The 14,017-nt window shown below is 57.8% G+C and carries 7 protein-coding genes; 2 read left to right on the top strand and 5 right to left on the bottom strand.

All coding sequences use genetic code 11. The annotated features are described in order from the left end of the window. Nucleotides 1-32 precede the first annotated feature (32 nt). The 3 genes from AC0V6U_RS00125 to AC0V6U_RS00115 form a co-directional block, all read right to left on the bottom strand. Complete coding sequence (locus AC0V6U_RS00125; RefSeq protein WP_472644232.1) at nucleotides 33-3,584, bottom strand: TonB-dependent receptor; 3,552 nt, start codon at nucleotides 3,582-3,584, stop codon at nucleotides 33-35. Between the two features lie 242 nt (nucleotides 3,585-3,826). After that, nucleotides 3,827-4,768: an isopenicillin N synthase family dioxygenase gene (locus AC0V6U_RS00120; RefSeq protein ID WP_472644231.1), complete on the bottom strand. Its 942-nt coding sequence runs from the start codon at nucleotides 4,766-4,768 to the stop codon at nucleotides 3,827-3,829. Nucleotides 4,769-4,806: 38 nt separating this feature from the next. Next, the gene (locus AC0V6U_RS00115) at nucleotides 4,807-6,060 is read right to left on the bottom strand and encodes a NupC/NupG family nucleoside CNT transporter (RefSeq protein WP_472644230.1); all 1,254 of its coding nucleotides are present in this window, start codon (nucleotides 6,058-6,060) and stop codon (nucleotides 4,807-4,809) included. A gap of 187 nt (nucleotides 6,061-6,247) precedes the next feature. Here AC0V6U_RS00115 and AC0V6U_RS00110 point away from each other — a divergent pair, with 187 nt between their 5' ends. Next, nucleotides 6,248-6,967 (top strand): queuosine precursor transporter, encoded by a 720-nt coding sequence (locus tag AC0V6U_RS00110; RefSeq protein ID WP_472644229.1) that lies wholly within the window; start codon nucleotides 6,248-6,250, stop codon nucleotides 6,965-6,967. A 500-nt stretch (nucleotides 6,968-7,467) separates the two neighbouring features. Then, entirely contained in the window at nucleotides 7,468-8,220 is a 753-nt protein-coding gene (locus AC0V6U_RS00105; protein WP_472644228.1) for a hypothetical protein, read from the top strand. A 546-nt stretch (nucleotides 8,221-8,766) separates the two neighbouring features. Here AC0V6U_RS00105 and AC0V6U_RS00100 read toward each other — a convergent pair. Beyond that, the gene (locus AC0V6U_RS00100) at nucleotides 8,767-10,401 is read right to left on the bottom strand and encodes an amidase (protein WP_472644227.1); all 1,635 of its coding nucleotides are present in this window, start codon (nucleotides 10,399-10,401) and stop codon (nucleotides 8,767-8,769) included. Between the two features lie 93 nt (nucleotides 10,402-10,494). Then, on the bottom strand, nucleotides 10,495-13,803 hold the full coding sequence (locus AC0V6U_RS00095) for a TonB-dependent receptor domain-containing protein (protein WP_486169326.1): 3,309 nt from the start codon (nucleotides 13,801-13,803) through the stop codon (nucleotides 10,495-10,497). Nucleotides 13,804-14,017 lie beyond the last annotated feature (214 nt).

Here is a 14,017-nt window from a genome sequence, read left to right as displayed (position 1 = left end):
GCCGCTCGTTTAGCTAGTCAGTTAGCGACGAATTAGAATTCGTAGCGTGCTCCGATCTGAATGCGCCATGCAGACGGATTGATCGCGATGAAGTTCTGATCATCCGGGTTGAAGCCGCCGATCACATAGCGACCTTGGCTGTCAACGCCGCCTACGACCAGACGATCATCTGGATCAGTGCTGTCGGGATCATCAATGTTAAGACCAGCATCTACAACATCGACGAGACCATTGAAACCGCCGCGCGAACGCAGGATGTTCCAACCGCTGTCGAGCAGATTGAGGAAGTTAGAGAAGTCAGCGAACAGCTCAATGCGGTCATCTTTGATACCAGTCAGGCTGCCAAGGAACGGCAGTTCCTGGCTGACCCGCAAGTCCATATCAAAATGCCAATCATTCCGGCAGGTGTTCCGGCGGATGGTCTGGCCAGGTGTGAAACCGCAACCTGATTCTTCAACATATTGCAATGTTGCCTCAGCAGCCTCAGCCTGTGCAGCCTGCACTGCAGCCAATTGAGTTACTGAGAAGCCTTGCCCGCTGAAATCGGAAAGGTTCGCATCGGCAGCGCCCGTTGGAACATAAAGCAGAGCGTTGTCATTGCCTGAAGACGAGTCAGCAAACACGCCGCCGCCATCGAAGGTCAAGCTGTATGGACGACCTTCACGAGCGCGGAAGAAGAAGCCGAGGCTAGTATCGTAACCCTCAAAGAATTCCTCGCGGAAGTTAACCGCCGCAGTGAAGTTGTGACGGGTCTCGGTGGTCGCTGTCGACACTACCGGATTCTGACGGTCAAACGCTGCGGTAACGTCAAACGACGAGGTCGCCGTTGAAGACTGATTGTTACGTGCGTTGTTTGAGTCCGTGAAGGCATAGCCAATGTTCACCCTGGTCGAACCGCCTTCTGTGAACACGCCGCTTTCGAAAGTCTTGCTCAAGACGATCGAAGCTGAGTGCGACGTCGAGCTGCCGTCATTGGTCAGCTGGATGTTGTCATCACGGCGGGTGTTAAAGCAATCTGCGGTAACACCGGTGTAGACTGGCGGGGTGCCGCCATTGCCCTGAAGAACCGCATTACAACCAGCGACAGTCGAGTCGATCGCCGCATAGATCGGACGGCCATCAACGGTGAAACCGCCATTGGTGCGGATGTCCGGGGTCTGTGACAGATCAACAAAGTTCAACGCATTATTGAACTTGGAGTAGATGTAATCGAGCTGAAGGTTCCAATTGCCGAAGAAGCCTGTTTCGGCACCAATAGTGGTTTGGAAGGCCAGGCTCGCACGAGTTACCGTCGGAACCTTGAAGTCCGGATCAGTTGATTGCACATCGGCTAGACCCGCCTCTGCCGAAGCGACACCTGCGTCGATTGCGCATTGCGGAATCCCTGTAAACTGGCCGCCGCTCAGAACGCTAATCTGGCCCGTTGCCGGATCGGTAACGAGGTCAGCCGCATCACAATCAAAGGTGTCTCCATTGGCGCTGGAGAAACCATTGTTCGAGAAGGCATTGGAGAAATAGACAACCGGGTCGCCGCCTGAGAAGATCCCAACACCGCCAGTTAGACGACTGTTCGAGAGGAACCCGTCATTGTCGAATTCGTAAGTTGCCGAAAGACGCGGCAAAATAACCGGCTCAAGACGGCCAAATGAGTTGGCATTGGTGAAACCGTACCGATCGAGGAAATTCGGGTTGGCCCGTGGCGCGTCGCCATCATAAAGCTGAGCACGGATACCAGCATTGACCGTCAATTGATCCGTCGCTTGCCACTCATCCTGAGCATATACGGAGTATATCTGGCGGCTGAACAAAGCAGCTGCATTGTTAATATCGGCCCCTGGTGCAGATGCGATAGTCGCGCCGCCAAGCGCTCCACCATTTACCAAGTCATCCGCGCCAGCGAAAACGCTTGAGAAGAAACCAGGTGCAACCAAACCGTTCTCGAAATCATCGAGATCTTCGAAGAAGATTGTGCCAGTCGCGTTGATGGCGAACAAGTTGAACACTTCAAGATCATTGATCTCAGCGCCAATTTTGAATTGGTGATCACCGGCATCCACATTCATCTGGAAGCGGGCCTGATCAATCTTAGTGTCGAGCTGGTTAGCAGAGCGGAAGATGCCCGGACCAGTGCTCAAAATACCGTTCTGATCGGTTACACCGCCACTAGAAACAGCAGTGCCATCTGGCAATACGCCAACAGCAAGGCGCACGGTCGGATTGTCCGACTGTGCTTCACCAAAGCCAACTGGACCTTGAATGTCGCCCACTTCGGCGCGGCTCACGCGGAGCTCGGTCGAAACCATATCGCTCCACTCAGAATAAAGACGCACCGAGTAGTAATCCGAGACCGTGCCTTCGTCTTCAAAGCTGCTAAAGCCGGTCAAGTTCTGGCCACCGAAATCGCTCTCGATGTTAGTCTCTTCGAGACGTTGATAGGTTGCTTCAAGACGGTGATCATCATTGATGATGGCATCGAGACGACCGAAGTAACGCACGTTGCCTTCGGCCAAAGCGGTCGGGTATCCACCGACGTCCTGTCCGTAAACGCGCTGAGCAATTTCTGCGAACCGATCAAACTGGGCTTGGCTAACAAAGTCAGCTTCGTTGGTGAAGCCGCCGCCAGCCGGGCCAAAGTTGTTGCCTTGGCCAAGGTCGACTTCTTCGTAGCCAAGCGAGAAGAACAGGCGATCTTTGATGATAGGGCCAGACAATGTTGCGCCCCAGCGCTTCTCTTCGTTCCCGGTCAGTGAGAGGCCGTCAATATTGTCAGCAAACAGGCCGCCATCAAAATAAGTGATGAAGGCGGAGCCGCTGAATTCGTTGCCGCCAGATTTGGTGACCACGTTGACCAGACAGCCAGTGAATTCTGAGTACTCAACATCAAAAGGAGCGAACTCAACCGAGACTTGCTCGACCACGTCGAAAGGCAGTGGGAGCGAGTTACGAGCGGCGAACGGCGTGCCGTTCAGACCAAACGTGTCTGACTGGACGATGCCGTCAACCGTGAAAGTGTTGGTACGGTCGTTGCCGCCGAGGCAGGAAATACGATCAACATCGTTGCTCGCCTCAAGGCTAACGCGCGGGTCAATGCGGATGATGTCGCGAACGTCGCGGGTGATCGATGGGAAAGCTTCGAGCGTTTGCGTGTCGAAGGCTGTGCCTGGGCCAACTGCGAGTTGGGTCACGCCAGCGCGGGCGCCGGTCACGATGATCACATTGTCGGTGCCGCCAGCTGCGCTTGCTTCGAGAGTGAAGCGGAAGGCGGTGTTGCCGGAAATGCTGGTGAAGACGTCTTCAACCGTCTGACCTTCATAGCCAGGTGCGGTGACAGTGACGGTGTACGGGCCACCGGGCGGCAGTGAGCCGACGCGGAAATTGCCGTCTGCGCCTGCGGTAACGTCACGGACGGAGCCGGTGCGCGTATCGGTGATGGTTGCGGTCGCGCCTGGAAGCGCGTTGCCGTTTACGTCGATCACCGAGCCTTCGATGCCGGAGGTGATGCTTTGCGCGGCGGCTGGCGCTGCGATGGTTGCGGCGGCCGAGAGGCTTACGACGCTCGCTGCCAAAAGATACTTGAGTTTCATTAGTAGAGTCCCCTGATCACAGTGGATGGATGTGAACACGCCCCCATTAGGGCCGTTGCGGGACGCTAAAAAGACCGATTTGTGACAAATCCGTTACGCTATCCACTGCTCGGCTGGCAGAGCGCGATCAGAACAGAGTTTTCCACCGCAGGACTCGCGGATTCCTGCAGGTTAGCGGACCGGTGTTGCTGCAGCGCAACAAAATATTAGATTCGTGATGGTTTCGGTCAGTTGAGGGCTGATCAGGCCAGATTGATCTCGCGCAGACGCTGCATCAGGAAGTCATGCGCGGAAATTGGCTCTGCAGGCGCCGAGTCGCTTGATCCGTCGGCGCAGCTCGCCAGCGGCTCGATCAGGTAATCGGGCCGAAAATGCAGGAAAAACGGCATGGAATAGCGCGACCTTTGCGCCGCCGGTCCGCGCGGGTTCACCACCCGGTGCGTGGTTGAGCGCAGGCGGCCATTCGTCAGCCGCTCCAGCATATCGCCGACATTGATGACCAGCGCGCCCTCAGGCACGTCAATCGCCTTCCACTCGCCTGCTTTGGTTAGCAGTTCGAGCCCGGCCTCTTCAGCGCCCAGCAGCAGGGTGATGGTGTTGATATCGCCATGCGCAGCCGCGCGGATCGCGCCCTCTGGCGCATCGGGGCCGAGCGGCGGATAATGCAGCAAGCGCATCACGGAATTGCCGTCCTCCACCGTCGCTGCAAAGAAGTCCTGCGGCAGCTCCAGATGCAGCGCAATCGCCTCCAGCGCGCGTCCGCCCGCCTCTTCGAACGCGGCGTAGAGCTCGCTGAAGGTGTCCTCAAACCCGCCCACTTCGGCAGGCCAGACGTTCGGCCCCATAAACTCGGCCAACGGATGATCCGCGGGTAGGCCCCGGCCAACGTGCCAGAATTCCTTGAGGTCATGGACGCTCGCATCCTTGGCCTTTTCCGTGCCGAACGGAGTGTAGCCGCGCGCGCCGCCTCCGCCTTCGATCTTGTAAGCCCGCTTGACGTCTTCGGGCAGCGCAAAGAACTCTTTGGACAGCGCCTCAGCACGGTCGATCAGTTCCTGCGGAATGCCATGATTGCGCACCACGGCGAAACCATATTCGGCAAAGCTGCGGCCAAGCGCGTCAGAGATGGTCTCCAGCGGCTGAGCGAGCGAGACGATTGCGATATCGGGGGCGGTGTCAGTCATGGCTTAGTACGTAATACCTATGCTGCGATTGTTCCAGCCTACAGCGGCAAGAACAGGCCAGCCAGCGCCGCGCTCATCAGGTTTGCAAGACTCCCAGCGGCCAGCGCCTTGAGGCCCAGCTTCGCAATCACCGGGCGCTGGTTCGGAGCCAAGCCGCCCGTCACCGCCATCTGGATCGCGATGGAGGAGAAGTTCGCAAACCCGCACAGGGCAAAGGTGACAACTGCGCGGCTGCGCTCGGTCAGGCCTTCGACTGCGCCCAGTTCAATAAAGGCGACAAATTCGTTGAGCACGATCTTGGTACCAAACAATCCGCCCGCAATCTGCGCCTGATCCCAATCCGAAATCCCGATCAGGAACATCACCGGCGCGAACAGGTAGCCAAGCAATTGCTGGAACGAGATATCAGGATAGCCAAACCAGGCGCCGACCCCGCCGAGTAGACCATTGGCCAGCGCAACCAGCGCGACAAACACCATCACCATCGCGCCCACGGCCACGGCCAGCTTTACGCCCGTGGTGGTGCCTTGCGCCGCCGCCTCGATGATATTGGCGGGCTTCTCCCCCTCTTCAAAGGTCTCTGACACGGTCGCATCGGCGATCAGCGCGTCATGCGCCGCCGCCTCTTCCGGATCATCCGGCATGATGATCTTCGCCATCAGAATGCCGCCCGGTGCCGACATAAACGCCGCCGCCAGCAAGTAAGGCACCGCCTCATCGCCCAGGAAGGACGCATAGGCAGCGAGGATCGTGCCCGCGACCCCAGCCATGCCGACGCACATCAAAGTGAACAATCGCGATGGTGGCAGAGCGGCGAGGTAAGGCCGCACGACCAGCGGGCTTTCCGATTGGCCGACAAAGATGTTCGCCGCGCTGCCCAGCGCCTCAACCTTGCTGATCCCGGTCAACCAGCCAATCGCCCCGCCCAGCCAGCGCACCAGCCGCTGCATAATGCCAAGGTAATAGAGGATCGAAACCAGCGCCGCGAAGAACACAATCACCGGCAAGGCCGCGATCAGGAACGTGTTGGCAAAGGGATTGCTATCCATCGGGCCAAACAAGGTCTCAATCCCCTGCACAGAATAGCTGAGCAAGGCGATCACGCCGTTCGACATAAATTCAATCGCGCTAACGCCAAAATCCGTGCGCAGCACCAGCAGCGCCATCAGCGCCTGAAGCGCAAAGGCGGCGCCAACCACGCGCAGTTTGATGCGCTTTTTCCCATTGGACAGCAGAAAGGCGATGGCCAGGATCGCAGCGATCCCGATGAGGCTCATGACAAATGGCGGCATGTTTAAGCGCGAGGCTCCCCTAAATGCGCGTGTCTCGCGCAAACAACAGGCGCGCCGCGATCTCTCGGCACGCGAGAGGGAACCTTGCCGCTTGCGCGCAAACAGTCAATTCTCGCGAGTGTGAGAGGCGTTGATAGCGCGCCCGCCATCGCTTTTCTTTTGCGCCCGCGCGACTTAAGCCTTGCCCATGAACACAGCGACACCGGCGCAGGCCCCATCCACCAGCGAAACCTCCCCAGCCCCCAGCGCGGCCGGCATGATACAAATGCCGCGCGGGCTGTTTGTCTATCTGATGCTGTATGGCGGGATGACGGTGCTGGCGGGCGTGCTGGCGTTTAAGCAAGTGCAATTGTGGCCGACCGATCTGGCCGTGGAATCGGGCATTTTCGCATTTCTCATTCTGGTCGTGATTTCCAGCACAGTGTCGCAGCTCTATGGTCAGAAATACGCGACCCGGATCGTCTGGCTGGGGTTTGTGCCGCTGCTGATCGCCAGCGTGCTGATGCAATTGGTGCTGGCACTACCACCCTCGGTGGAAATGCTGAGCGGGCGTGCAGACGACCTTGCCGCGTTTGAGCGGGTGCACAACACCGTATGGCGCGTATGGGCGGCTAGCCCGGCGGCTTACATCGTCTCGCTGCTGCTCAATATCTGGATTTTTGACCGGCTGCGCGGCAGCGGAGAGGCCAGCACGATAGGCCTGATGATCCGCGGCGCGGTGGCCTCTGCGCTCAGCCAGGCGGTGGATTCGGTGATCTTCATCACCCTCGCCTTCTACGGCCTGTTCCCGATTATGGACCTGCTGATCGGACAAGTGATCGCCAAAGTGGCGCTGTCGATTGTGCTGGTACCGTTCCTGATCACCGGCGGCGTGCGCCTGGCGAAGTGGCTCGATGCGCGGGGTTGAGGTTGGTGTTGCGGGGGCGTGTTTAGTTTTTGTGTTTCGTAGCCGCATCCGCGGCTACGTCCTCGCTAGGCGCGCAGCAAAGCTGCGCCCGCTGCGGGCGCCCGGTCGGGCTTGCGGCGCTGCGCGCCGTGCTCCGCGACCAAGCAAGATACAATGCGCTAAGACGCCTGGAGCCAGCCAATTGGCTTGGAATGGATCGAGGCCGCAGGCCTCGCAAGGGCGCATGCCCGCCCGCAGCGATGCGCCTGTAGGGCGCGTGAGCGAGGAAAGCCAAGGCGGCGGATGCCGCCGCCTAGCGCTTGAGGCCTAAAACAAAAAAGACGTCACCCTGAACTTAGTTGTGCTGTGCACAGCTGCGCTTCCAGGGCCCATCTCCTGTGCGACCAACAAGGCACGGAACCGGCGATGGATGCTGAACTAAATTCAGCATGACGAGATTGTGAAGAGAGCACTTGAGCTCCCAAACGAAACAGTAAGAAAGATCCTCTAATGACCGTTCCATGAGTAGAGACATGAACATGCGCGAAGTTTTGATCTTGCCCATCCGCCTCGCACTCATTGCGATCGCCGGCCTATCGCTTGCCTCCTGCGGTGATGATCGTTTTCCGGACTACAGCTATAAGATGACGGTCCATGTCGGGGGTGAGCAATTCGCCTCTGTCCGCCACGTTGAAGTCACCGAAGGCTCTATCGTCACACGCCGCGTTACCGGCGAGGCTGTGATTATCGATCACCCTAACGGGCGTACGTATTACGCATTGCTCTCTCGCCCCGAAAATCCTGACTATGTCAAGTTTGCCGCCGGGATGGCGCTGCGTGATCATGTTGCAGGGGCTGAAGCCAAAAGCGAGGTCGAAAAGGCCTTTGACGAATATGACGAGAACCGGGGCGTGCAGGATAGCTTTGGCGATGCGGCGGAGTTTTTACAGGCGATGGTGAAGGTCGAGGGGGCGAAAGACTTGCCCCGCACAATCCCGGCAACGCGCAACAGGCCGCCAATGCAAGCATGGCCGATGTTTGTGACCTTTAGCAATTCTGATGATCCCAAGACGGTGCGCGAGGTTTCGCCAGAGAGCCTCGGGGTGGAACGCATCACGATCGAGATCACCGATGAAAATGTGACTGAGGGAATTGAGGGGCGGTTGCCTTCCTACGGCCCGGAAAGCGGTTTCGATAGTTGGTATCGCGATTTGCCGTTCAAGGACCGTCGTCGGATTTCAAAAGATGCTTTCATTACAGGATTTGACTTATGAATCGTGATCTCTTTCTCGCGATCCTGGCACTTGATTGCCGCAATCAACGTTCAGCCTAGAAGAAGTGAGCAATACTCCGGTCCAGTGGCCACGAAACGATGCCGCAATAGCGAATTCTCATTCGAAGACGTCATGCTGAACTCGTTTCAGCATCCATCGCCGCGCGTTAACGCAGATGTTCGTTCTGAGGATGGACCCTGAACCAAGTTCAGGGTGACGAATAACTTCGCGAACCTCGTCACCCCAGCGCACGCTGGGGTCTAGGGCGGCTCAGTGCAACTCAATGCCGCCTGAGAACCCACCTTCCGCTGGGATGACGGCGCGCGATATCGGACATCGAGCGAGTTTTCCTACTTGAGGACGGCTGGCTATGTCCGGCCTATGCTTTCGCTTCCCGCACTCCAACCTCCAACTAATCGACTAAATCGATCAATCAGCCCCTCTGTGATCGATTGGTTTTTCGCCCCAAGACTGTGTTCCATCCGTTCCAAGCGTGCTTCACCAGCGACGAGTGGAATGGCCATCAAGCGCTCCGGCGCGGGCGCGCTACTCGGTCAGGAACTGCGGGGTCAGCCGCTTGTTCGAGGCTTGCTCATAGGCATAGCCCGCCTTCAGCAGCAGGCCCTCCGACCACTTGCCCGCGTAGAAGCTGATCCCAATCGGCAGGCCCTCGATCCCGCCCATCGGCACCGTCAGGTGCGGATAGCCAGAGGTCGCAGGCAGCCAGCTCGCGCTGGGCCCGGAGAACGTGTCGCCATCACCCAGAGTAGAGCGCCATGCGGGCCCCAGCGTCGGCGAGACCAGCACGGCCACGTCGTTCTCGCGCAGCAGCCGGTCGATGCCCTGAGCGCCCGCGATCCGCTTGGTCGTCTTGAGCGCCTCCAGATAGCGCGGATCGGTGAGACCCGCCTGAGCCTGCGCCTGCTCGAACAGCTCCTGGCCGAAATGCGGCATCTCAACCTCGGCATTGGCCGTGTTGTAGGCGATGAGATCGGCCAGAGTGCGGGTGGTCACGGCCTTCGGCGTGGTGGCGAGATAGGCGTTGAGATCGGCCTTGAACTCGGTCAGCAGGATCAGGAACTCCGCCTCGCCCAGCGCCTCTTGGTCAGCGTCGGAGATGCCGCGATCCGGGATCTCGACCAGCACCGCGCCCTGCGCCTCCATCACGGCGAGAGCGGCGTCGAACTGCTCTATGATCGCGGGGTTGTCACCCACCTGGCTTCGCATCACGCCGATCCGCATGCCCTTGAGGCCGTCGGCGCTCAGCCCGGCGGTGTAGTCGCTTGCCTGCGCATCCGCCTCTGCGGTCGCGGCGTCATCCGGGTCGGTGCCGGCCATCGCGGTGAGCATCATCGCGGCGTCCATCACGCTGCGCGTCATCGGCCCGGCGGTGTCCTGAGTGTGGCTGATCGGGACGACATGGGTGCGCGAGACGAGCCCGACGGTCGGCTTCAGACCGACCACGCCATTGGCGGAGGACGGGCACATGATCGAGCCGTCGGTCTCTGTGCCGATCGTGCCCGCAGCCAGCGCCGCGGCCATGGCAGAGCCGCTGCCGCTGGAGGAGCCGCAGGAGTTGAACGGCAATCGGTGCGGGTTCTTGACGAGCCCGGCGACCGAGGTCCAGCCGCTGGTGGAGTTCGTCGAGCGGAAGTTCGCCCATTGCGAGAGATTGGTCTTGCCCAGAATTATCGCGCCAGCATCCTTGAGGCGGCGGATGAGCGGCGCATCGCGGTCGGTCACATTGTCGCTGAGCGCAGTGGAGCCAGCGGTGGTGGGCACGGGGCCAGCGACCTCGATGTTGTCCTTCACCAGCAGAGGGATGCCGTGGAGGCTGCCCAGCTCCTCGCCATCGCAGCGCGCGGCATCGCTCGCCTGCGCAAGCTCCAACGCATCGGGCATCAGCGAGAGGACGGCATTGAGCTGAGGCCCGCCATCGGCATCGTCGAGCTGTTCGATGCGCGCGAGATAGGCGGCGGTAATCGCCTCGCTAGAGGTCTCTCCCGCCTCCAGCATGCGCGCGAGATCAGCCAAGGAATGGTCCTCAACATTGCCGAGACTGGCACTGGCCGCGGCGAGCTCTGGCACGGCGCAGCCGCCCGACCCGAAAGTGGTGCCAATCGCATCACACGCCGTCAGCGACGCACATGCCGCCACGCTCAAAACCAGTCTACGCAGCATCCATCACCTCATCGTTCATCACACAGCCCAAACCACAAAGGGCGGAGCAGTGTGGTAACTGCCCCGCCCCTTGGTGTCACTGTTTGCGTGCGCTTAATAGGTTGCGCGTGCGCCCAAGAAGAAGAACGTGCCAACCGGGCTGACCGGGAACGCTTGCTCTGTCACGAATGGGTTGCGATCAAACACGTTGTTGACGCCGCCATAGATGTCGACCGTGTCATTCAAATCATAAGTGAATGAGATGTCATGAATGAACGCATCGCTCGAAAGGCCGTTTTCCGGCGTATAGAAATTCTGCCCACCGTTGCCGACGACATCCTCAATCTCAACAGCACGAAGCCCCTGACTGTCGAGATAGGTGGTCGACCAAGTCAAACGCAATTTAGACCATTCCCAGGTTAGCGATGCACGACCAGCCCACTCGGGCCGTTGCAACTCGCCTAGCTCAGGATCCACCAAGGTTTGGTCGCTGGGATCAAAGAAATCATCAAGTTTATCGACCCAAGTCCCACTCGCATTAATCGTGAAACCATGATCTCCAAGATCAAAACTGTATTGCGCAACAGCTTCAATACCAGCTGTTTCGCGACGCGCAAAGTTGAGCAAAACCTGCTCCAGTCCAGTAAATCCACCTGTCGTAGGATTGCGCTCAATCAGAGGGCAGAACTGATTGTCGATGCTCGCGCTGTCCACGCAATTATCAACAATATCCTGTGCGCTTACATTGTTGATCGCATCTTCGATTTCAATGTTGTAATAATCAATGCTAAGTATCAGGCCGGAAAGGAAGCGCGGTGTGATCTGCGCGCCGATTGTCCAAGTTGTGGCGGTTTCTACATCGAGATCAGGATTGCCAGCTTGGGTTCCGGAAAAGCGTGCGGTGAGCGGATCTACGTAGCTGTAGGAAGCATTGCCTAAGGTCGGATCGAAGCCGTTAGTGCCAAGCCCCGCAAAGAATGCAGTACAATTGGCTTGGCGCAGCGACCTAGCCGCCGCATCGTCAATACCGTTTAGTACGTTGACATCGCATGGATCGACAGGACGGAAAAAGGCGCCTTGGGCCGGATCGAACAGCTCGTTGATGTTGGGAGCCCGAACCGCCTGAGCATAGGTTGCACGGAATAAGATGTCCTCCGTTGGGGCATAGAGACCGCCGACATTCCAAGTAAAGTTTCCGCCCGATGTGGAGTAGTCGGCGTATCGTGCCGCTCCACTTATCTCAAGAACTTCCGCGAATGGGACGTTTGCTAGCAGGGGCAGACGAACCTCGCCGAAGAGTTCGAAAACGGTGAATTCGCCCCCTGCATTGGCTGTTTCAGTCGCCGGGTCAAATACCAATGAGTTTTGGTCGTCACGCAAATCTCCAACGAAGTCTCCCGCATTCCCAATGTCAGTTGAAACAGGCAAGATCCCCAAGATCAATGGATCAAAGGTCGAACGACTAACCTCTTCGCGGAATTCAAACCCGCCAGCAAAACCGATGGGTCCTCCAGGCAGCTCCAGAAAGGCGCCGGTATTGCCCGTAAACACCGCGTTGAAAACCAATTGTTCGAGTTCGAATTCGTTGACCGTCGTGGTGGTGATGAAGTCGATCGCATCTTGGCTGATCGCACCGACACCACCGAGAATGTTTGCGGGCCGACACTGTCCATCACCGGGGTTGAAGGTCAAAAAGCCCGGGCTACCCGCAGGAATGCCGAACGGCGTTGTGGCCGGTGCTGTCGGATCAATGTCGGACCGGCAAATAGCATTACCAGCTGCATCGGTCGTTACATCAATGGCTGCAAAAAAGCGGTCTGTGATAACCCGGTTCGCATCATTAACTGTAAGGTCGAATTTGCCGTAATTACCACTGATCTCATAGCTCAAGTGATCTGTGATATCACCGCGCAAGCCAGCGACGAAACGCAAAGTTTCGGTCTCGTTGCGATTACGGTTGGGGCCAAGATCCGCAGGATCTCGGGTGATATAGAAGCCCTCTTCAACGCCGTCTCCAAAGAAAAGAGGAGCAACGAACTGCTCTAACTCAGGCGTGATGAACGGATTATCCGCGCGGATCGTCAACAGATCATAGAAGGTGTTGGGCTGCGCCTGAAATTCTGCGCTTGTTGAAACGTACTTGCCTTCAAAAAACAGCTCAGCTTCCGATGAGATCTCATACTTGAAATTGACGTTTACTGACCATCGCTCAGTCTCTGGGATGAGTGAATTGACGTCAAAGTTATTCGGAATGCCATCGCCGCCAAACTGGTTGAACAATCCGGTGATTGCACCATCTTCGTAGACCGAAAGAGACCCATCATCGTTAATCACAGCGCAGCCGCCAGCCAAGCCGAAAGCGCCTGGGTTGAAAGTGCTATTGAAACCGACAGACGACTCCAGACAATCAGCAATGCCATTACCATTGATGTCAGGCCCATCACTCAAACCGATGTCACCCGGCGCCACAATGCCGCCAGCAGACGACAACGAGAACCGCGGATCACCTGCGATTAGTCGGCCAGATGCATTAGCAGCGCGATCAATCAAAAGCTGTTCTGCGGCCGTTGGCGTAAAGCTGAGATCGGTAGTAGGAATTACGCCACCGATAATCGCGCCATCGGACAAGAAGTTTGGTGTGTCCGTCCCCAGCTCACCGGTTTGGAACAAACGAGCTGGATTGGTCTGATCGTCAAACAATCCATTGTTTCGGGAAAACGCACGTTCGCCGAATTGCAATTCATCATTGCGTGCATATTCGCCTGAAATAGTGAAATTGCCGCGCCCATCGGCGAAGTTTGCCCCCCAAGTCAGGTCGCCATTGATCCGCCATGTGTCGCCGCGCGACGCTAGACCGCCTTGGACATTGCCTTCAAACCCATCGAAATCGTCACGCAGGACAAAGTTGACAACACCTGTCACGGCGTCGGCACCATAGATAGAGGATGCGCCGCCAGTGAGAGTTTCGACCCGCTCAATCAGGGCAGTCGGGATGGAGTTAATATCAACCGCTTGTTGACCTGCAACGCCAGCTACATGGCGCCTTCCGTTGACCAGAACTAGCGTTCGATTGGCACCCAAGCCGCGAAGATTGAGGGTCGACTGGCCAACCGCAAGGTCACCTGAAAACAAGCCATCGATTGACCCTTCTGACGACGTCGAAGTCGAAAGCGCAGGAATATCGCGCAGCACGTCCACCACGTCGGATGTACCAGCCTGCGTCAGCTCTTCAGCGTCGAGCGCCAAGATCGGAGCCGCTGAACCAATGTTCGGGTCGCGAGCGATGCGCGAACCTGTAACAACAATGACCTGCTCTTCTTCAGCCGTCTCTTCGTCCGGTGCAGATTGCGCGTGAGCGGCAAATGGCACCATGCTGGTGGCGGCGAGGAGCAGTGCGTGACCTGAAAGTTTAAAGCTGCGCATAAAATTCCCTGTGTTTTATGTTCTCTTCCCACGAGAAAACTTGCTGCAACGCAGCATAGTGTCAAGTCGGTATGACAGGATCGGCACCTGAAAGACGGTCCCAAACGCAGTTTTGTTGCAAAAATGCACGCATCGGCCTGTGTATGCGCTCGTGAAGCAACGATTTCGTGTATTATGCGTGTTCTGGTCAGATTGTGCAGGCGCGAGGTGGCCT

The organism is Erythrobacter sp. W36 (genome assembly GCF_057364935.1).
This window is presented reverse-complemented; position numbering and strand designations above follow the sequence as displayed.